The sequence below is a fragment of the Dermabacter sp. genome (assembly GCF_032550575.1).
Classification (GTDB): domain Bacteria; phylum Actinomycetota; class Actinomycetes; order Actinomycetales; family Dermabacteraceae; genus Dermabacter; species Dermabacter hominis.
In genome coordinates this window covers 63,703-83,749 of sequence record NZ_JAWFZC010000008.1, presented here as the reverse complement: position 1 = coordinate 83,749, position 20,047 = coordinate 63,703, and the positions used below count along the sequence as shown (strand labels likewise).

Below are 20,047 nucleotides of genomic sequence, written 5' to 3'. Positions count from 1 at the left end.
CCCTGCCCGCACGGCGCGGGTGGGGAGCGACTCTTTCTTCATCAAGAGTGACGGGCTCGAGCAAAAACAGCGGGCCGAGCAAAAACAGCGGCTACAAGCAAGAGCAGCGAGCGCGAGCAAGAACAGCAGCCACGCTCGCCGCGCATGCACAAGCCCGAACTACTTGGTCGAGCCTCGCATCACGCCCGAGATGATCCACTTCTGCGCGAAGACGTACACGAGCATCATGGGCGCGATCGCCATGAGGTAGCTCGCGAAGGAGACCGGGTAGTTCGTGTTGAACTGGCCCTGGAACACGTACTGCGCGAGCGGCAGCGTCTGCGAATCGGGATCGGAGAGGATCACGAGGGGCAGCATGAAGTCGTTCCACGACCACAGGCACGTGAGGATGCCGACCGTCGCGTTCATGGGAGCCATGAGCGGGAACACGATCTTCCAGAACACGGTCCACGTGGAGGCGCCTTCGAGGCGCGCGGCCTCTTCGAGCTCTTCGGGAAGCGACTTCAAGAAGCTCACGTAGAGCAGGATGTTCATCGCGAGCCCGTACACGGTGTACAGGAGGATCAGGCCGGCCTCGTTGTCGATGCCGAGTGCGGCCGTTTGCTTGACCACGGGCAGCATGATGATCGGGAACGGCACGAAGAGCGCCGCCACGAAGAAGTAGTAGAGGAACTTGAAGCTCTTGCGGTGGAGGTTTCGCGCGATCGCGTAGGCCACCATCGAGTTCGTGAGCAGCGTGACGATCACGGCGCCGACCGTGATGATCGCGCTCGTCATGAGGCGCTTCGGAAACTCGGTGAGGCGCCAGGCCTCGACGAAGTTGTCGAGGTTCCACTGGTTCGGCAGGCCGAAGCCGCTTTCGGCGAGCTCGGGTGCCGTTTTGAACGCGGTCACCACCGCGAAGTACAGCGGCACGAGGATCGTCAGGGAAAGAACGGCCACGAGGGCGGTCGCCCACCAGTTGGTGCGGTGGAGGCGGTAGCGGCGCTTGTTGCGCGGGGGCTTTCCGACGCTTGCTCCGCCCTTCTCGATGCTTTCGTTCGTGGGTGTTTCTGCGGCACCCGGGGTGGGGATCGACTGGGTACTCATGTCAGTTGACCTCCTTCGACTGGAGGAATCGCAGCTGTGCGAACGACAGCACGATGAGGATGATGAAGTAGATGACGCCGTTCGCCGTCTGGTAGGCGAACTCGCCGCCCTGGAAGCCGTTCTTGAAGATCAAGAACGAGATGGATTGGGTGGCGGTGCCGGGACCGCCCTCGGTGAGGGCAACGACCTGGTCGAATACGCCGAGGGAGTTCTTGAAGCTCAACACGACGTTGATCGTGAAGAACGGCATGATGAGCGGGAAGGTGATTTTCCAGAACTGCTTCCACTTGTTCGCGCCGTCGAGCGAGGCCGCTTCGTAGACCTCTTCGGGCACGGTTTGCAGGCCCGAAATGTAGATGAGGGTCGTGAAGGCGACACCCTGCCACACGCCCACGAACACGATCGCGAGCCACGCGAGGCTCTCGTTGGCAAGCAGCGAGGTGCTGAGCCAGTCCCAACCGAGCCACTGGCCGATCAGCGGAATGTTGTTCGTGAAGAGGTAGCTGAAGATGTACGAGACGATCAGCACGGGGAGCATGTACGGGAGGAAGAAGATCCCGCGAAAGAGGTTCTTCGCTTTGATTGCCGAGTTCAGCAAGAGCGCGAGGACCATCGCGATGACGTTCGTCGCGAGCGTCGAGGAGATCGCGAAGAGGAACGTGAAGCCGTAGCTTCCCCAGATCACGTCGTCTTGGAACAGGAATTTGTAGTTGTCGAGGCCCACGAAGCGCCAGTCGCCGTAGCCCTGGTAGTTCGTGAACGTGTAGAAGATGCCCTGGATGAGGGGCCACACGAGCAGGGCCACGAAGATGATGATGGCGGGAATGACCATCCACACGTGTGCGGGGTCGATCCGCTTTTCCTTTGAGCGTAGTGCCGGCGCGGAGCCGGGCTTTGTGTGCGTTGTAGACACGGTGGCTTCTCCTTACGCCGTCGCGGCCATGCGCTTTGCGACCTTGTCCCACTGCGTATCGAGCGTCTTAATGAACGCGTCGATGTCGTGGTCGATCAGGAACTGCTGCATGTAGTTGTTGAGATTGACTCCCTGCGGGAAGTTGTGGTCGGAGTAGGTCGCGATGAGGTCGTTCGCGAAGTACTCCTGGAGGCCCTGGAGGGCCGGGTCGTCGGTCTCGGTGCCCTTGAGGGTCGGGAAGGCGACCTGCTCCTTGCAGTAGGCGAGCACGTTTTCTTCCTTCATGAGGTAGCGCATGAAGTCGAGGGCTTCTTCTTCGTGCTCGGGCTCGACGCCCATCGTGAGGGCCACGTCCACGCCAGAAACCACGCGCGTGTCAGCGGGGTCGTCGGCGGGCGTAGCGAAGGTGCCGAGGTTGATGTCGGGGTTGTAGGAGCGGATCGCGGGGATCGCGTACGTGCCGTGCACGTAGATCGCGGCTTTGCCTTGGGCAAAACCCTGGTTCCCGCCGTTGTAGTCGACCTCGTACTTGTTCTTATTGCCCATCTTGGCAATCTGGTTCATCTTCTCGAGCACGGGGCGAAGATCCTCGAAGGTGGTGTCGCCCTCGAGGCGCTTTTGGTACCACTCGGCAACATCCGGCAGGAAGTTGCCGGAGATCGACGAGAACATGGGGGCGCCGGTCCAGTTGTCGCGGAAGCCCCAGTAGAACGGGTCGACGCCGCCCGCGGCGAACTCTTCGGCCGCGGCGATGAGGTCGTCCCACGTCTTCGGCGGCTCGATGCCGAAGTCGTCGAAAATGTCTTTGTTGTAGATCATTCCCGAGCCGTTGGTGGAAAGCGGCAGACCGTTGACTTCGCCGTCGGCACCCGCGCCGAGGCTCGGGAGGATTGCGCCGACGCCCTCTTGCACCTTGTCGAGGAGGTCGGTTTTCGCGAAGTCGTAGAACACGCCCGAGCGGGCGATGGAGCCGAAGTTGTAGTCGCCGTTGATCGAGACGATGTCGGGCATGTTGTTCTTCACGAGCCGCACCCGCAACGCGGTCACGTTGTCGGCCTGGAAGTTTTGTCGCACGCGGACGTTCTTCGCTTGCGCGTTGTACTCCTCGCAAATCGAGTTGAACAGGTCGATCGCCTCGGATTTGAACTGGAAGTATTCGAGCGAGGTGCCGCCCGAGTTCGAGCCGCCGCATCCCGCGAGCGCGCCGAGGGTCCCGAGACCCGCCATTCCCGCGAGGAAGCCGCGACGGGTGGTGGTCGCCATGGTTTCTCCTTGAGGTGCGTCTTCAATGACCCCATTATTTTCGTTATAAAATAAATCGCCGTCAAGCGCATTCCCCGAAGTGGGAGGCATGTCGCGCTACCTCCCCGCAGCATCTGACAAAGTTGAGTACCGTGAACACCCCTTCCGTCCCCGAGCGCCTCGCTCTCGACACTCTCCCGCCCTCCGCGCGCCGCGTGTACCTCGAGCTGCTCCGCTACGGACCGCTTCCGCGCACGCAGCTCGCCGAGCGCCTCGGGCTGAGCGCTGCCTCCCTCACGCGCGTGACCGCGCCACTCGTCGACGCAAAGCTCATGCTCCAGGGCGCCCCCGTTCCGAGCGAGGTTGGTCGGCCCGCAATCCCCCTCTCGGTGAACCTCACGAGCTTCGCGCTCATCGGGGTATCGATTACCCACGAAAGCCTCGTGGCGATCGTGACCGATGCGCGCGCAACCGTGCTCGATTCGCGCACCTCTCACCTCACCGACCTTCGACCCGCCGCCGTGCTCCGCGAGGCCGCCGCGCTCATCGGCGAGTTGCGCGACGCTCTCTCGGCGAAGAATCCCGCGCTCCCCATTGCGGGCGTTGGCGTCAACATCGGCGCGCAAATCGACGGCGGCCGCATCGTCCGCGAGGCACCGTTCCTCGGTTGGGAAAACGTGCGCGCCGCCGATCGGCTCGAAGAACTCACGGGCCTTCCGGTGCTCATCGTGCATGACCTGACCTCGCTTGCCGAAGCGGAAAACTGGTTCGGCGCGGGCCTTGAGGCCTCGAGGTTCATCGTGGTGACCGTCGGAATTGGTACAGGTTTTGCCCTCGTGATGGACGGGCGGGTAATCACGGATGAGAACACGGGTTTCGGCACGATCACCGACGGTGTCCGCGGCCCGGACTGGCCGGATTTGAGCGGCGCAACCGCGCTCACCTCCGAGGAGTCGGCGCGCGCGGCCCGCAAGGTGGGCCGGCTCGTGGGCACGGCCGCCGCGTTCACGATGCCGCAGGCCGTCGTGATTTCCGGCGAGGGCGCACGGTTCCTCGCCGGCAACGAGGAGGAGCTCGACGCGGGCATCGCCGAGATCCGGCACGTGAGCGCGAGCGGCCTCGACATTCAGCTTCGCGAGCATGATTTCGCCTTCTGGGCGCGCGGTGCAGCAACCGCCGCAATCCAGTGGATCCTCGGCGTGGGCGAGGTGGCCGCTCGGTAGACTCGAGGCATGGCTACGAAGAGCACTAAGCGCACAAAGAGCACCCATGCGACCCCGAGCTCCCTCACCTCGGAACTGATTGTCATCACGGGCGCTTCCGCCGGCATTGGCGCGGCTCTCGCTCGACGGCTCAGCGATAGCGGGTGCCGCCTGATCCTGCTCGCCCGCCGCGAGGAAAAACTCGAACCTCTCGCCAATGAGACGGGCGCCGCCTACTATCCCGTTGACCTCTCCGACCTCGAAGCAGTCGCGAACGTGTGCACGAGGATTCTCGCCGAGCACGGCACGCCCGACATCCTCATTAACAACGCCGGCTCGGGGCGCTTCCTCAGCATCGAGGAAACGAGCCCGAAGGAGGCGCGCGAGCAGATGGCGCTGCCCTATTTCGCGGCATTCGACATGACGCGCGGCCTCATCGAGCCGATGCTCGCCCGCGGCAGCGGCACGATTTTCCAGATCAACTCCCCCGTCGCCCAGATCGCGTGGCCCGGCGCCGTGGGATATGCCGCCGCCCGCTACGCCGTTCGCGGCTTCACCGAAGCTCTGCGCCAGGACCTTCACGGCACCGGGATCAACGTCGGTTCACTGACCCCCACGCGCGTCCACTCCGACTACTTCAAAGCCAACCCCCACTCCGAAAAACGCGTCCCCAAAGTCGAGCTGCTCGTGGGCACGATGAGCCCCGACGAGGTTGCCGAAGCCGCCGTCCACGCCCTCGAGCACCGCCCCAACAAGGACTCGAACGCCCCGTGGCGCTGGGCACTCAGCGCCCCGATCGCGCGCGCAATCCCCGCGCCATTCCTGTGGCTTTTCCGGGCCACGGGCCACAAGCGCCCGCGCGGCCGGATCGGGGGAAGGCTTCTCGGGCGGGGCCGACGCTTGCCGCGCAAGTAATGGACGGCCCACAACTGTTCGAGGTCGCCGCAGCACGTGCCGCGGAGCTCCCCTCGACGACCGTCGGTGCGCCTTTTGGCCCGGATTGGGACGTGTGGAAGGTGCGCGGCAAGGTGTTCATGCTGCAAACCGAGGTCACGGGCGTGGAGATGGTGACGCTCAAGGCGGCACCGAGTGACGGTATCGCGCTGCGGGAGATGTATCCGGACGTTTCTCCTGGATACCACATGAATAAACGGCACTGGATTTCGCTCACGCCCGGGCCGAGCCTCGATGAGGAGCTCGTGCGCGAGCTCGTGACGGAGTCGTATCTGCTTGTCGTGGAAAAGCTGCCGAGATCCCAGCGCCCCATCGATCCATCGTAAAATTTTCTTCCAAAAACTAGGGTTTGCCCGTACGATGGTTTCACGCGCAGCGCTGCGCATCTTCTGGGAAGCGGCGCCGCGCGAAGTCCCTTGACCACCCTCCCGCACGCCCCTAGGAGTATTCATGCAGGTCATCGACATCGTGGTGGTGATCGCGTACCTCATCGCGACCGCCTGGCTGGGCCTCAAGCTCAGTGGAAAACAATCTGACGCTAAGGACTACTTCCTTGGCGGCCGCGACATCCCGTGGTGGGCGGTGTGCCTGAGCGTCGTCGCAACGGAAACGAGCGCGCTCACCGTGATCGGCATCCCCGTCATGAGTTTCGTGGGCGACATCAGCTACCTGCAGCTCGGCTTCGGCTACATCGTGGGCCGCGTGATCGTCGCCTACCTCCTGCTCCCCCGCTACTACGACGGCGAGATGGTCACGGCTTACGCCTACCTGGGTAAGCGCTTCGGCTCGGCCACGCAAACCACGGCGGGCGTCACGTTCCTGTTCACGCGCCTTCTTGCCGACGGTGTCCGCGTTCTCGCTGCGGCCATTCCTCTCAAGATCATTCTCGACGGCCTAGGGGTGCACACAAACTACTTCGTCATCATCGTCGTGCTCGCGGTCGTCACGATCCTCTATACGTTCATCGGCGGCATTCGCGCGGTCGTGTGGGTCGATGTTGTGCAGATGCTGCTGTACGTCGCAGGCGGCCTCCTCGCGATCATCGTGGTGAGCTCCTCGCTCGGTTTCTCGTGGTTCACCGATGCGGTCGAGGCCGGAAAAACGAACCTGTTCATCCTTGGCGAGAACCCCATCAGCGGCGCGTCGGGCCTCATTCCGTCCTTGCTCGGTGGCACCGTTTTCGCGATGGCCTCACACGGCTCGGACCAGCTGATCGTGCAGCGCCTGCTCGCATGCCGCACGAAGGCGGAAGCGCAAAAGGCACTCATCGCGTCGGGCTTCGTCGTGGTCGTGCAGTTCGCGATCTTCCTCGTGGTGGGGCTCGCGCTGTGGGGCTGGTACCACCATGCCACCCCCGCTGACCTCGGGCTCACGCGCGACGACGAGATCTTCCCGAAGTTCATCATTGAGGGTCTGCCTGCGGGCATCTCGGGCTTGCTCCTCGCGGGTATCCTCGCGGCGGCGATGTCCACGCTGTCCTCGTCGCTTTCGGCGCTCAGCTCGTCGACCGTCACGGATGTCGTCGCAAAGCTGCGCCGCACGCCCATGACGAAGGACGACGAGCTCAAAACGGGGCGCATCGCGACGATCGTGTGGGGCCTGCTGTTCATCCTCCCCGCGACGTTCTTCCGCAGCGATGAGGGCAGCATCGTGGTGCTCGCTCTCGGAATCGCGGGCATCACCTACGGTGGCCTGCTCGGCGCCTTCGTGCTCGGCATCGTGAACAAGCGCGCGCGAACCCTCGATGCGAACATCGCGTTCCTGTGCGCGATTGCCACGAACGCGTTCTTCTTCGTCATGGAGAAGTACGTCGTGGGCGAGGTGTGGATCGCGTGGCAGTGGTATCCGCTGCTCGGCGTGCTCGTGACGCTCGCCGTCGGCGGCCTGCTCTCGCTCAGGCATTCGAGCCCGGCCGAGGTTGAGCCCATCGGCCGGGAGGCGTAGCCCGCCGGGCGCTGCGTCGCTTACTCGTGCGCGCCGGGCAGGTGCGACTGCCAGGCGAGCGCGACCTCCACGAGCGTGAGGATCGCGAGTACGGCGCCCGCGATGAGCATCGTGGTGTAGCTGAAGATCGTGCTGAGCGCCGCGAGGAGCATCGGCACGAAGAAGCCGAGGTAGGCAATTGAGTAGAACACGGCGGTGAGGCCGGCGAGGTCGTCGGGGCCGGCGAGGCGCTGCACTTCGCTGAGGCCCGCGACGAGCGCGAGGCCGTAGCCGCAGCCGAGGGTCGCGGCGGCGATCAGGCCGATCGTGAGGCTCGTCGTGGAAGCAGCACCAGCAGCGAACACCGCGCCGGTCGCCACGATCGCCATCGCGATCACGGAGGCACGCGCACTTCGATGCGTGTCGATCTTCTTGCCAACGGTCTGGATGCCCACGCCGAAGCCAAGGGTCACGGCGGTCATGATGCCCGCGAACGCGATCGGGTAGTCACCGGCGCGGTCCTTGAGGAGTGCGGGAAGAACGGCGTAGGCGGTGCCGCATGCGCCGAACACCCACGGCGCGACGGGAAGGACGACGCGCAGGAAGCGCTTGTGTGCAGCCTTCGGCACGAGGAGCTTCGACATGAGCGTCTCGGCACCCGACACCGGCTCGTTTTCCTTGGGAAGGTGCCCGCCCGTGCGGGTTTCGGGGGCGGTAAGCAGCCACAGGCCGGTCACGACCGTGATGAGCATGTGCAGCGCGTACGAGGTGCGGGTCGGCCACGGCCCCCACTGCGCGAGGATCGCGGCCACGAGGGCACCGGCAAGGAAGCCCGTGGTGAGGGCGAGCGACGCCCTGCGGGCGCCCGCGGCGGGGCCGGCCCCGGAAGCGTCGGAAATTTCCTTGATCCACGCGGTGCCGATCGCCATGACCAGGCCGAGCGCGAGCCCGCAGAGGATGCGACCAATGCCGATCATGAGGGGCGAGCCGGGGCCAAGCATCAGCAAGAGGCTGCCGAGGAAGCTGAGCGGTGCGGCGGGAAGAAGCACGGGACGGCGGCCGTAAACGTCGGAGAGGGGGCCACCGATCATGAGGGCGGGGACGATGCCGAGAACGTAGGCGCCGAGGAGGCCGTCGACGACAAGGTCGGAGAATTGCGAGACCTCGCGGTACATGACAAGAAGCGGCGTGAATTCGTTGCCACCCCACGCGATCGCGAAAATCGACGCGGCGACCGGCCACCAGGCACCCGCGGGAAGGTCCGGCAGGGGGCGAGAGTCGGCGGGGAGGGTTTCAGGGGTCGCTTCGAGGACATGGGCGTGGTCCGACGCCGGGACGGCCGGCATCGAGGCCGTGTCAGTGGCGCTCACTGGCGTGGGTCTCCTTGGTGTGTACGACGGATGTGGATGGGGGTGCGACTTCGCCGGCGCCAGCTCACCTATCTTGACGTGCACGCCGTGCGAGGCGCTAGCCTTTCGACCCAATTTGTATGTCATTTCATAACTACCAAGCGTTGCGGAACCCCCTGTGGAGCCACCCCGCCGCACGATCCCGCCCCACCGGGGCTAGGGTTAAAGAGTCGTCTACGCCCGCCGGGCGCGCCTATGGAGGATCTCGTGAACACCGCCCCCGCATTCGTCACCGCTGCCGTGCGCGACGAAAGCCGCATCCAGACTCGACTCATCGACAGGGTGGCCGCCGCAAGCGACGCCTCCCACTACCTCTTCACCCCCGAAGCGGTCGTGCTCGCCGACACCGCGCGCGAAGTCGCCGACATCCTCAAGGGCGCAAACGCCGCCAAAAGCCCCGTCGCCTTCCGCTCGGGCGGCACGAGCCTCTCCGGCCAATCCGCAAGCCCGCACGTCCAAATCGACGTGCGCCAAAACTTCCGCCACATCGAAGTCCTCGACGAGGGCGCGCGCGTGCGAGCCGGATCGGGCGCCACAATCGCGCAGGTCAACGCGCGCCTTCGCCGCTTCAAGCGCCGCCTCGGCCCCGACCCGGCAAGCGAAGCCGCGTGCACGATCGGCGGCGTCGTCTCGAACAACTCGAGCGGCATGGCCTGCGGCACGGAGTACAACACCTACAAAACCCTCGAATCGATGGTCATGGTGCTACCGTCGGGCCTCACCCTCGACACGAGCGATCGGGACGGGGCCGACGCTCGCCTGCGCACCAACGCGCCCGACATCCACGAGGGCCTCTCGCGCCTTCGCGAAAGAGTCGTATCGAACCCCGAGAGTGTGCGCATCATTCGCGAGCGCTTCGCGCTCAAGAACACGATGGGCTACGGCATCAACGCGTTCCTCGATGCCGAGCGGCCGATCGACATCCTCGAAAAGCTCGTGATCGGAAGCGAGGGGACGCTCGCGTTCATCGCCGAAGCGACGTTCCGCACGGTCCCGATTCCGGCGCTCACGACGACCGCGCTCGCCGTGTTCCCCACGCTCGATGCGGCCACCCGCATCCTGCCCGAGCTCGTAAACTCGGGTGCGGCGACGCTCGAGGTCATGGACTCGACCTCGATCGCGGTGGGCCAGAGGCTCGCCCGCGTGCCCGAGCAAATCCAGGGCTTCGCGCCGAGCACGGAGGCGGCGCTGCTCATCGAGTACCGCGACGATGAGCACGAGAAACTCGTCGCCGCCCAGCGCGCCGGCGAAGAGATCCTGCGCGCCCACGAGCTGCGCTCCCCCGCCGTTTTCTCCGAGGATTCTCGCATGCGCGCGACTGCGTGGGCGCTGCGCAAGGGCCTGTACGCCTCCGTCGCGGGCGCGCGCGAAAGTGGCACAACCGCACTCCTCGAGGACGTCGTGGTCCCGCCCGCGAACCTCGCCGACACGTGCGGTGACCTGCACGAGCTGTTCGACCAACACGGCTACGAGAACTCCGTGATCTTCGGCCACGCGAAAGACGGCAACATCCACTTCATGCTCACCGACCACTTCGAGAGCGACGCCGCCCGCGAGCGCCTTGGCGCCTTCACCGAGTCGATGGTCGACGTGGTTCTCGCACGCGGCGGCAACCTCAAGGCCGAGCACGGCACGGGCCGCGCGATGGCGCCGTTCGTGCATCGCCAATACGGCGACGAACTCTACGAGGTCATGACGAGCATCAAGCGCCTCGTGGATCCCGCGGGGATCCTCAACCCGGGCGTGCTCATCGAGGACGACCCGAAGGCCCACCTCGAAAACTTCAAGCTCAACCCCACGATCGAGGTCGAGGCCGATCGCTGCGTCGAGTGCGGCTATTGCGAGCCGGTATGCCCGAGCAAGGACCTCACGCTCACGCCGCGCCAGCGCATCGTGGTGCGCCGCGCCGAGGAGCGTGCCCGCAACGCGGGCGATACGGCCACGGCGGATGAGCTTGCGAAGGACTACGACTACGAAGGCATCGACACGTGCGCCGTGGACGGCATGTGCGTGACGGCGTGCCCCGTGGGCATCAATACGGGACTTCTCGTCAAGCGACTGCGCCGCGAGAACACGAACGCGGTCGAGTCCGGCGCGTGGAAGGCCGCTGCAGCGTCGTGGGGTGCGATCACGCGCGGCGCAGCGGTTGGGCTCTCGGTTGCGGATAAAGTCCCGGCGCCTGCCGTGGGCGCGGCAACGAGCGTTGGCCGACGCTTGCTGGGCGAGGACACCGTGCCGAAATACACGAAGGACCTGCCCGCCGGCGGGAAGGCCCGCGGCGCCCTCGGCGAGCGCGCAGAGCATCGGGCTGTCGGCTCGAACCTGCCCGGCCGCCTGTTCGGCGCGCCCGATGGCGAGGTCGCGGGTATCTATGTTCCCGCGTGCGTCAACACGATGTTCGGCGGGGCCGCACCGGGTGGAAACGTCGTCTCCGCGTTCGAGATGCTCCTCGCGAAAGCGGGCCTTGCGCTTCTCATCCCGAAGGGCATCGACTCGACGTGTTGCGGCACCCCGTGGACGTCGAAAGGCAAAGCCAAGGGGCACGAGGTCATCTCGGCGAAGACCCGAAAGGTGGTTGACGCCGTGCGAGAGCTCGACCTGCCAATCGTGAGCGACGCCGTGAGCTGCACCGAGGGCTTCGCGGCGATCCTTGAGCGCGACGGTGCCGACGTCATCGATGCCGTGCAGTTCACCGCCGATCATCTTCTTGAGCGCCTCGACATCGACCGATCAAGCGAACACGTGATTCTCCACCCCACGTGCTCCTCGACCCAGATGGGGCTCAACCCCGCACTCCTGCAGGTTGCCGAAGCGGCATACGCGAAGGTCACCGTGCCCGACGCGTGGGGATGCTGCGCCTTCGCGGGCGATCGCGGCATGCTCCACCCCGAGCTCACAGCCTCGGCAACGGCAGCCGAAGCAGCCGAAGTGAAAGCCCTCGGCGCCGACCACCACGCCTCCCTCAACCGCACGTGCGAAATCGGCATGACCCGCGCAACGGGAAAGACCTACCGCCACGTACTCGAGCTACTCGCCGAGCGCGCGCGGTAGGCCTTCGAGGTTATTCCTTAGGCGGCGCCGCGCTCGAGCAGGAACGCGCGCAGCTCAGCGAGGTCATCGGCGCCCACGACGTCGATGCCCGCATCGAGCTGCATCTGCCACAGGATCTCGCGACGCTTGGGCAGAAGCTCGGGAACACCCCACAGGCGCGAGCGCGCGCCGATCGCGTGGGCACCGTCGGAAAACTCCTTGAGTGAACGGAACTGATCCTCCGGGCGCTCACCGAAGCCCTGCCAGCCCCACGATGCCCAATCCTCCGAGATGAGTGGCATGTCGAGCGAGCTGATCTCGCCGCCAAGGTCGCCCTTGTGACCGTCGGCCGAGCCGAACCGCACCGGGTTGTCCTTGATGAGGTCGTACGGGCGACCTCCCGTATAGACGACGCGCACGGGATTCTCGACGACGGTGCCGCAGCGATCCACGTGCCAGAACACGTCGCTGTAGGGCGCAAGCAGCTTCTCGATCGCGGGAAGCTGCTTCTCGCCCTGATCCTTGATGTCGATGAGCAGCTGGAACGGGCCGTCGTAGCCGGGGAACACGTGACCGCCGTTGGAGCGCACGAGCGCCGCGAGCGGCTTCACGTAGAACTCCTCGAGGGAGCGGCCGCTTGCCGTGCCGAGGCGGGTGTGGCCAAGCAGGATCGCGCCGCCTTCGAACCACACGTCCGCCTCAACCGAGCAAAAGCCCTGCGCGAGGGCATCCCACAGCGGGTGCGTGTGCAGGTAGTCGTTGTGGGCGTGAGCGCGCGCGAGCGGGCTCTTCGGCGCCCATCCCTCGGGCGCGGGATTCTTCAGGCGCGCATCGAAGGGGTCGTCGAGAAGGCGCGGGGTGTCGTTCTCGTCGCGCTCAAAAAGCGGTGACGCGCTCGCGGGCGCGAGGGTTGCGGCACTCGCGGCGGTCGCGGCGGCTGCGGTCAGGAAGGTCCGACGGTTGAGGGCCATGCGGGGTGTCCTTTCATGCGGTGTGTGTCCTGGGCGGGCGATGGGAAAGGGGCTCGATTCCGCGGGGCATAACCCCCGCGAAACCGAGCCCACTCGTGTTCACGAAACCGTGATCACTCGACCTCGAAGAAGATCGGGTTGGTGTACATCCACGTGTCGATCCACGGGCTTCCTGCGCCGTTCTCGCCACCGTGGGGAATCGGGCCGGCCGGGTCAACGTCGGCACCCATCGGGCCGACGCCCGAACGCTTGCCGTCGCTTCCGCGCAGGCGAATGTAGCCGTTTTCCTCGACGGCGCCGAGGTCAAACTCAACCGTGAACTCCTCAAGACCGTGGCCTGCGGTTTCCTTGCGGTCAACGACCTTGGTGTGAGGGGCCGTCGTCGTGTTGACATCCTCAACCTCGCCCGTGATGAGCCCGCGGATGAGGTCGATGTGCGCGAGCTCCGGGAGGATCCCAGCGGAGTTTTCCTTCGTCGTGGGCGTCACGCTCACGCGCAGGCCAAGCTCGGTGCCGGCCTTGACCTTGAGGGTGCCGCCGAGAGTCACGGGCTCGGCGCTGTCGTCTTTCGCGAAAAGGACGACCTCGAGACCGGAAATGAGGTGGCCGTGCTCGATCCAGATGCGACCTGCGCGCATGGCCTCCATGACCGCTTCGTAGGAGCGGCTCGTGGCACCCACGTGCGTGCGGGAGAACTGGCCGGGCCAGTAGTCGCTTCCGCCCTGAGCTTCGTTCGTGTTGACGGGAACGGGGCGGCGGCCCGCACGGTTGAAGTTGCCGAGGCTCGCGCCTTCCTCCCAGCCGTCACCCTTCGGGTAGTCGCCCACGCGGTAGGTGTCGTGGGTCTTGAGGTGGAAGTCGGAATTCGAGGTGATCCAGTAGCGGCGGCCCTCAGAGAGCAGCGAGTCCCACATGCCACCCACGACCGAGGTGAGGTAGTCGAAGCCGCCGCGCGTGCGGAAGGCTTCGTCGGGGTAGTGCGGGGACGAGTCCTTGCGGCGGCTGTTCTCGTATTCGCCGCGCTGGAACTTCGGGTCACGATTGAGGCCGAAAGCCGAGCCCTGGGCGCCGGGGGCGCCTTCCATGCCGAGGTAAATGTCGCGGTCGGCGTCGTGCCACGCGCGAAGCTCGAGCGGCGAGTCGATGCAGTAGCGGCTCGGGTGGTTCGCGATCACGATCGCGTCATCGATGAAGCCCTCCCTCTTTTGCTCGCCGAGCCACGCGATCGCCTCAACAGCCTTTTCCTGCTGGAACTTCTCTTCGGGCGAATCGAGCGCGGGCTTTTCCCAGCCGTTGAGCTTGCCGTCGAACGCGAGCTCGAACGTGCGCAGCACGCGCGCTTCGTTGATGCCGGGGGCAACGAGAACGGTGCAGTGCTCGGCCGCGGGGATGTACCACTCGATGCCCTGAAGGACCATGAGCTTGCGTTCATCGCGCGCCTTGCGGATGAGGCGGTTCGCCTCCCATACGCCGCCCTCGTTGGCGTGGCCCCAGTTCGAGTGCTCGGTGAAGGCGATGACATCCACGCCGAACTCTTCGGCCTTGTCCATGATCATTTCCATCGTGTACTTCGCGTCGTGGCTGTAGAGCGAGTGCACGTGGTGGTCAACGACGAGCCATTCAAGACCGGTCTCGGCAGGCGCGAGGTCCGTGCCCTCGGTCGTGTCGGTGGTGGTCACGGGGGTTTCTTCGGCGATAGCGGAGCCGGTGGTTGCGGCCGCGGCGGCACCGAGGGCACCGGCGGCAACGCTGCCGCGGAGCACGGTGCGTCGGCTCGGGGCGAGCGAGGAGGCGTGGGGGGAGCGGAGCTCGGTCATGGGGAATCTTTCTCTCAGGGCGTCGGGAAGACCAATCAGAACGCTAGAGGGAGGAAGTGAATGGTGAGTGACGGGAAGGAACTGGGGCCGACACCAGTCGGTTACCTGCCGTTCACTAAGGCCTGTCACAGTTGTCCTCGCTAACCCACTCCCCGCGCCCCAAGGAACGTGTAGAACCATGCAGCTCTCCCTCTCGCTCCGCCGCTCGGCTGCCCTCGCCGGCGCCGCGGCACTCCTCGCCCTCCCCCAGGTTGCCGCTGCGGCGACCGAGGTCACTCTCGACGATTCCGTGACGGCCACGATCGAGAATGCCGGGGGCGTCCAGGCACACGGCGCTCTCGATGCAGACCCCTTCACCTACACCGTGAAATCCCGCGTGAAGTGCGAAGAGCCCTACGTTGACGGCGCCCGCACCGTCTTCGTCCAGGGTGAAGGCGAGAAGGCGACCCGCGTGGTCATGTCGGGTATCGACTCACTCGAAAAAGACGGCACGGTCGTCAACCCGATCGATGCAAGCTTCGTGGACGTCGCCGCAGAGGGCACGGCAAACCTCCAGATCGAATGCGTGAAGATCGACAACGGCATTCCCCAGCCCGCGCCCAAGGCGATCGTCCAGCCGCTCACGATTACCAAGGAAGAGTGGCAGATGAAGGGCATCTCCTTCACCGAGGTCGCCGATTCCACCCCCACGCCGAGTGACAACGGCGACGCTGAGGGCAATGTGAACGACGGGGACACGGGCGCAGTCGCCCCGGCCGAACCGCCGGCTGAGGCTCCGGCAGCGTCCGACGGCGGCGAAGCCAACGCCCCAGGAAAGGCTGAACCGTCGAAGCAGGCCCCCGCGAAGCCCTCGAAGGACTCGGGTCAGGCGAGCGGCGCTCACGGCTTCATGCCCCGCACTGGCGCCGAGATCGCCGCAACGGCAGTTCTCGCTCTCGCGCTGATCGGCGGCGGCGCCTTCGCCGTGATCCGCATGCGCAAGCAGTAAGCAGCACTACGCACAAGGGAGGGCCCGGGCAACTGCCCGGGCCAGACCTTCTTCAATCAGGACCTCTCGCGAGTCGCGTGACAGCCGCTCATGCAACACGAAGATGTCAATGTTTCGGCAACTGGAGTGATCTCTAAGTGACCGAACTGCTGCAAGAACACCAGGAACATAGCGATCGTCGCAAGAAAACACCACGGCAACACTTGCAGAGTCGCGATCGTCTTTCTCTACCACAGTCCGATTTCAATCTCAGCATCACCGGCTAGATCCGCCCGGATTCCGCTAATTCGCCCTCCAACCCAAGGTAGCGACGGAGCAAAACCATCCCTGTCAACTTCGGCCAAATGAGTCGCTATCTCCAATTTCCTTAAACAGAACAGATCCTGCAGGTACTGACCACTCGGTCTAGATCTGTCTACTAGGCGGAAGTAGGTTTCTAAAGCTTCCCTCGCAGCTGTTTGGTAACCAGCCCGGACTAGCGAAGCCGCAAAAGCAACCGCATCGTACAAAGGATCGCCGACGCCGGCCGCGCCCCAGTCGATTATCGCCAACGACCCATTGTCCACCAAAATAAGATTTTCAAAATGCAGATCGCCATGTATAGGGACACATTCTGGCAGGCGACACCCATCAAATCGGGCAGCAAGGCGCTCTAACGCAACATTCCAGGCCGCATCCCCGGAAAACACACACTTTGCTCGTTCCAAAACCGCTGACGGAGTATAGGCAATCGGCCTAGCGGCTTTTACAAAAGCGACGCTACGCTGTAATTGTCTCTGCGCCTCAACCAAGGCTCGCATGGCATCTACCGCCCTGGCGGTGTCCCATCGCTCAAGATTCTGGCCAGCTATCCATCTGCTACACATCACGGTTACAGGACTATTGCCAACCACGTCATTCACATATCTGGCGCCGCAGGCAGTTCTCTTCAGCCCTATAAGCCCGCCCCCAGGATCGCCTAACATGGCGTCCATTACCTCGGCGGTAAACTCTCGGTCAGAGCGGGCAATCCGCCCGTTTTGTATCGCAACCCTGACCGTCCACGCGTGATCGGCTTCAGTAAGCTTACCGATCCAATCAGATTCGTGCTGCACAAACCTTAGCTCCGCGCCAGGGCCCAGCTCCCAATGTGTTGACAAAACGTGCCGCATTCCATCTAGAACAACCGACTTACTCATCGCCCCCTGCACCCCCTACAATTTCCCTTAATCTCCTTGAGTAGTCCGTCCACTCCGCGACAAAGCTATCGTTCGATTCGAACGCAATTGACCTTTCGAACGCCTTCTGTTGCCATACAGACCTAAGCGCCTCCCTTGTCGCGATGAGGCATACACCGCGCGCGAATGCACTTCTCAGAGGTTGGCTACATATAGCCGAGGGGACGCCTAACCCCAATACACCTCGCGGCTCGCCGGCTCCGTCTTCGCCACAAGCTTGCCGTCCCTGTAGGAGCGAACAACGGGCGCATTGAAGTTGAGCGCCTCAACCCAGTTCGGCGCATCGAGCACGATAAACCGCGCGGGGTTGCCCACCTCGATGCCGTACTTGTCGAGGTGCAGCGTGCGCGCCGCATTGTGCGTTACGAAGTTGTAGGACTCAGCGATTTGCGGGTAGCCCATCATCTGCGTGACATACAGGCCATTGAGTACAACGTCGCGAAGATTCCCCGTGCCGAGCGGGTTCCACGGGTCGCGGATATCGTCGGTCCCAAAACTCACGTTGATCCCGGCCTCCGTGAGCTCCTTGACGCGCGTCACGCCGCGGCGCTTCGGGTACGTATCCATGCGTCCCTGCAAATGCGTGTTCACCATGGGGTTTGACACGAAGTTGATGCCGCTCATCGTGAGCAGGCGAAGCAGACGCACGAAGTACGCGTTGTTGTAGGAGTGCATCGCGGTGGTGTGCGAAGCGGTGACCTTCTCCCCCATGCCGAACTCGAGGGCGCGCGTCGCGAGAGTCTCGAGGCCGCGCGAGGCCTCATCGTCGATCTCATCGCAGTGCACGTCCATGAGCAAGCCGCGATCGCGCGCCAGCTCGCACGCAAAGTTGAGCGAATCTACCGAGTACTCGCGCGTGAACTCGAAGTGAGGAATCGCGCCGATCGCATCGACTCCCATGTCAGCAGCCTTGACCATGAGATCGCGGCCATTCGGGAAGGAATCGATACCTTCCTGCGGGAACGCCACAATCTGGAGAGTAATGAGGTCGGCAAGCTCGTCGCGAAGCTCAAGCAACGCACGAAGGGCCGTGAGCTCGGGATCGGTCACATCCACGTGGGTGCGCACGTACTGAACGCCGAAGCTCGCCTGGTCACGCGCGACGCGGCGCACGCGAGTTTTGACATCCTCAACGCTCAGAGTCTTCTTCCGCTCGCTCCAGCGCTCGATGCCCTCAAAAAGCGTGCCGCTCATATTCCACTTCGGCTCGCCCGCGGTGAGAACCGAGTCGAGATGGATGTGGCTCTCCACAAACGGCGGGAGCGCGAGGCGCCCCTCGGCGTCCCATGTCTCTTCGCCCGGCTCCGCGGTGAGATGGGGTTCAATGTGGGTAAAGCAACCGTCGGAAATGCGAAGGTCAACCGAGCCCTCGCGGCCCGGAAGGGAAACGTTCTGAATGAGCACAGCGAAGCCTTTCTGTTGGAGCGGGGGAACTGGGGTGAGGGAACGGGGTGACCCGAGCGGGTGAAAACCGCCGAGCACCCCGCACGCAAAGCCGCCCACGTGAGCGACCCTCCGGGGAACTAGTGCGGCACGGCCCACCTGAGAGAGGCGACCGCGCCGCACCCACAAGTGTTTTTAGCGGCGCTTCGTCAAGGCTACGCCCACGAGGTGAATGGCGATCGCGACCGCAACCGCGTTGATCGCCGAGATGCCCCACGGCACGAAGTAGCCCACGAGACCGCCGGCAATGACGCCGAGAACCGCGTGCCACGCTACGGTCTGCTCCGTTTCGCTCGAGTCCACGTACGCGTGCTTGCGCACCAGGAAGTCAGCGATGAGGATCGCACCGATCGGCGGAAGTGCCGCGTTGAGGAAGCTCAGCCAGCCCACGAAGTTCTCGTACAGCCACAGCGCGCTCACCGTACCGAAAATGCCCGCGATGAGAGTCATGGGGCGGGTGCGCACGCGCGTGATGTTCGAAAAGCCCAGGCCGGAGGTATACAGGGCATTGTTGTTGGTCGTCCAAATATTCGCACCCAGCACGAGAATCGCAGGAATCGCGAGACCCTGGGCGATCATGACGTAGAAGATGTCGTCCTTGCCGGTGAACGCGCCACCCACCGCACCGAAGCTGAACATGAGGGTGTTGCCAAGGAAGAACGCGATCACCGTCGTGATGACGGCAACCTTCGCCGAGCGAGCAAAGCGCGTGAAGTTCGGGGTCGCCGTGCCGCCCGAAATGAAGGAACCCACGACCATTCCGATGCCGGTCACGATCGGCATCGACCCGCCACCGAACACCTCGACAAGACCGCCGGCCTTGCTGGTTGCCGTGACCATCGAGTACGTGCCGAGGATCGCGATAAGGGGAACGGAAATGAAGGAGACGACCTCGATCGCTTTCATCCCGAAGTAGGCGGAAGCAGTCATGGCGGCGCCGGCCACGATCACGATCCACCAGGGGCTGATGTGGAGGAGGTCGGCGACGGGGATACCCAGCATCGCCACACCCACGCCGAACCATCCCATCTGGGTCAGGCCCACAAGGGCGGAGGCCAAAAGCGAGCCGCGACGGCCGAAGGCGCGGCGGGCGAGGAGGTCAAGCCCCATGCCGGTCTTCGCGCCAAGGTAGGCGAGGCCACCGGTGTAGATCGCGAGCACGAGCCCACCGAGCGTCGTGGCCCAGACGAAGCCACCAAGATCGAGACCGTTGCCGATCTTCGCGCCGACGCTCATGGACGCGGAGAAGAAAGTAAATCCGAGCATCACGAAGCCCACGGCCCAAAAACCGTGGCGCGCGGAAGGGGGAACGGGGGTGAAGCTGAAGTCGGCGTCGTGGCCGTTTGCTTCGATCGGGGCCGGCCCCGAGGCCGTCACTACGGTCTCGTCGATTGAGGGGCTGGCAATAATGGGGGTGGTTGCGGGGCGCTCAGGCGCTGTGGTGCTCATGCACATTCCTCACGTGAAAACGGGACAAAGGCATGGCTGTACCCGGATCACATGAAGTGCTCGCATGGCTCTCTGTCCATGTCCGTGCACAACCGTTGGAAGGCTAGCACCCATCCCGCGCCCTCGGGAGCGATTCGAGGCTTCTAGTGGCGCGACTCGCGTTTGCGGGGCAGCAATTTTTCATGCGGCCCGACTCCCCCAGCTCCCCCTTCCCCCAGTCACAGGGCTCCACCAGCCGTCTTTTCCCCCAGTCACCGTCGCACTTCATGAAAGAACTGAGCCACCCCCGGCACCACAGCCAGCCAACAGCCCAGTTCCTTCATAAACCGGAACGGCAGCACCTCAATGCTGCCCGGCTCCGCCAGCCGTCTTTCCCCCAGTCACCGTCGCATTTCATGAA

15 protein-coding genes are annotated in these 20,047 nt (G+C 64.4%); 6 read left to right on the top strand and 9 right to left on the bottom strand.

All coding sequences use genetic code 11. The annotated features are described in order from the left end of the window. Nucleotides 1-159: 159 nt before the first annotated feature. From E6X30_RS09180 to E6X30_RS09170, 3 genes are read right to left on the bottom strand one after another with little or no spacing between them, the layout of a single operon-like run. Complete coding sequence (locus tag E6X30_RS09180) at nt 160-1,089, bottom strand: carbohydrate ABC transporter permease (protein WP_083286185.1); 930 nt, start codon at nt 1,087-1,089, stop codon at nt 160-162. 1 nt (nt 1,090) lies between these two features. After that, nucleotides 1,091-2,002, bottom strand: a complete 912-nt coding sequence (locus E6X30_RS09175; RefSeq protein ID WP_316336084.1) for a sugar ABC transporter permease — start codon at nt 2,000-2,002, stop codon at nt 1,091-1,093. A gap of 12 nt (nt 2,003-2,014) precedes the next feature. Next, a complete protein-coding gene (locus E6X30_RS09170; protein ID WP_070435842.1) occupies nt 2,015-3,265 on the bottom strand; it encodes an ABC transporter substrate-binding protein in 1,251 nt (416 codons plus the stop codon). 131 nt (nt 3,266-3,396) lie between these two features. Here E6X30_RS09170 and E6X30_RS09165 point away from each other — a divergent pair, with 131 nt between their 5' ends. The 4 genes from E6X30_RS09165 to E6X30_RS09150 all read left to right on the top strand — a co-directional run bounded on the left by E6X30_RS09165 (nt 3,397) and on the right by E6X30_RS09150 (nt 7,344). Next, nucleotides 3,397-4,467 (top strand): ROK family transcriptional regulator, encoded by a 1,071-nt coding sequence (locus tag E6X30_RS09165; RefSeq protein WP_316336083.1) that lies wholly within the window; start codon nt 3,397-3,399, stop codon nt 4,465-4,467. A 9-nt stretch (nt 4,468-4,476) separates the two neighbouring features. Next, nucleotides 4,477-5,361: an SDR family NAD(P)-dependent oxidoreductase gene (locus E6X30_RS09160; protein WP_316336082.1), complete on the top strand. Its 885-nt coding sequence runs from the start codon at nt 4,477-4,479 to the stop codon at nt 5,359-5,361. After that, on the top strand, nt 5,361-5,726 hold the full coding sequence (locus tag E6X30_RS09155; protein WP_034371454.1) for an MmcQ/YjbR family DNA-binding protein: 366 nt from the start codon (nt 5,361-5,363) through the stop codon (nt 5,724-5,726). Before E6X30_RS09160 ends, E6X30_RS09155 begins: the two co-directional genes overlap by 1 nt. A gap of 124 nt (nt 5,727-5,850) precedes the next feature. Next, a complete protein-coding gene (locus E6X30_RS09150) occupies nt 5,851-7,344 on the top strand; it encodes a sodium:solute symporter (RefSeq protein WP_070435845.1) in 1,494 nt (497 codons plus the stop codon). Between the two features lie 20 nt (nt 7,345-7,364). Here the strand turns inward: E6X30_RS09150 and E6X30_RS09145 are convergent, their stop codons facing one another. Further along, nucleotides 7,365-8,693 carry an MFS transporter gene (locus E6X30_RS09145; RefSeq protein ID WP_210386279.1) on the bottom strand — a complete coding sequence of 443 codons (1,329 nt, stop codon included), beginning with the start codon at nt 8,691-8,693 and terminating at the stop codon, nt 7,365-7,367. A 234-nt stretch (nt 8,694-8,927) separates the two neighbouring features. Here E6X30_RS09145 and E6X30_RS09140 point away from each other — a divergent pair, with 234 nt between their 5' ends. Beyond that, nucleotides 8,928-11,783, top strand: a complete 2,856-nt coding sequence (locus E6X30_RS09140; RefSeq protein WP_396334973.1) for an FAD-binding and (Fe-S)-binding domain-containing protein — start codon at nt 8,928-8,930, stop codon at nt 11,781-11,783. Nucleotides 11,784-11,800: 17 nt separating this feature from the next. On the opposite strand, the gene E6X30_RS09135 is transcribed toward E6X30_RS09140, so the two are convergent. Then, the gene (locus E6X30_RS09135) at nt 11,801-12,733 is read right to left on the bottom strand and encodes a hypothetical protein (protein ID WP_150128933.1); all 933 of its coding nucleotides are present in this window, start codon (nt 12,731-12,733) and stop codon (nt 11,801-11,803) included. A gap of 113 nt (nt 12,734-12,846) precedes the next feature. Continuing rightward, a complete protein-coding gene (locus tag E6X30_RS09130; protein WP_070435847.1) occupies nt 12,847-14,550 on the bottom strand; it encodes a PHP domain-containing protein in 1,704 nt (567 codons plus the stop codon). A 178-nt stretch (nt 14,551-14,728) separates the two neighbouring features. Here E6X30_RS09130 and E6X30_RS09125 point away from each other — a divergent pair, with 178 nt between their 5' ends. After that, nucleotides 14,729-15,538, top strand: a complete 810-nt coding sequence (locus tag E6X30_RS09125; RefSeq protein ID WP_316336079.1) for a hypothetical protein — start codon at nt 14,729-14,731, stop codon at nt 15,536-15,538. A 227-nt stretch (nt 15,539-15,765) separates the two neighbouring features. Here E6X30_RS09125 and E6X30_RS09120 read toward each other — a convergent pair whose 3' ends face one another. From E6X30_RS09120 to codB, 3 genes are all read right to left on the bottom strand, one after another. After that, the gene (locus tag E6X30_RS09120) at nt 15,766-16,716 is read right to left on the bottom strand and encodes an aminoglycoside phosphotransferase family protein (RefSeq protein ID WP_316336078.1); all 951 of its coding nucleotides are present in this window, start codon (nt 16,714-16,716) and stop codon (nt 15,766-15,768) included. A gap of 207 nt (nt 16,717-16,923) precedes the next feature. Beyond that, nucleotides 16,924-18,159 carry a cytosine deaminase gene (codA, locus tag E6X30_RS09115; protein WP_316336077.1) on the bottom strand — a complete coding sequence of 412 codons (1,236 nt, stop codon included), beginning with the start codon at nt 18,157-18,159 and terminating at the stop codon, nt 16,924-16,926. A gap of 174 nt (nt 18,160-18,333) precedes the next feature. Then, nucleotides 18,334-19,647: a cytosine permease gene (gene codB, locus E6X30_RS09110; RefSeq protein ID WP_316336076.1), complete on the bottom strand. Its 1,314-nt coding sequence runs from the start codon at nt 19,645-19,647 to the stop codon at nt 18,334-18,336. Between the last annotated feature and the right edge of the window lie 400 nt (nt 19,648-20,047).

Bases quoted from the DNA above. Each gene is read 5' to 3' on its own strand.
- E6X30_RS09170 (WP_070435842.1), bottom strand. From the start codon at position 3,265: ATGGCGACCACCACCCGTCGCGGCTTCCTCGCGGGAATGGCGGGTCTC.
- E6X30_RS09130 (WP_070435847.1), bottom strand. From the start codon at position 14,550: ATGACCGAGCTCCGCTCCCCCCACGCCTCCTCGCTCGCCCCGAGCCGA.
- E6X30_RS09135 (WP_150128933.1), bottom strand. From the start codon at position 12,733: ATGGCCCTCAACCGTCGGACCTTCCTGACCGCAGCCGCCGCGACCGCC.
- E6X30_RS09140 (WP_396334973.1), top strand. From the start codon at position 8,928: ATGGAGGATCTCGTGAACACCGCCCCCGCATTCGTCACCGCTGCCGTG.
- E6X30_RS09120 (WP_316336078.1), bottom strand. From the start codon at position 16,716: ATGAGTAAGTCGGTTGTTCTAGATGGAATGCGGCACGTTTTGTCAACA.
- E6X30_RS09125 (WP_316336079.1), top strand. From the start codon at position 14,729: ATGCAGCTCTCCCTCTCGCTCCGCCGCTCGGCTGCCCTCGCCGGCGCC.
- E6X30_RS09155 (WP_034371454.1), top strand. From the start codon at position 5,361: ATGGACGGCCCACAACTGTTCGAGGTCGCCGCAGCACGTGCCGCGGAG.
- codB (WP_316336076.1), bottom strand. From the start codon at position 19,647: ATGAGCACCACAGCGCCTGAGCGCCCCGCAACCACCCCCATTATTGCC.
- E6X30_RS09180 (WP_083286185.1), bottom strand. From the start codon at position 1,089: ATGAGTACCCAGTCGATCCCCACCCCGGGTGCCGCAGAAACACCCACG.
- E6X30_RS09160 (WP_316336082.1), top strand. From the start codon at position 4,477: ATGGCTACGAAGAGCACTAAGCGCACAAAGAGCACCCATGCGACCCCG.
- E6X30_RS09150 (WP_070435845.1), top strand. From the start codon at position 5,851: ATGCAGGTCATCGACATCGTGGTGGTGATCGCGTACCTCATCGCGACC.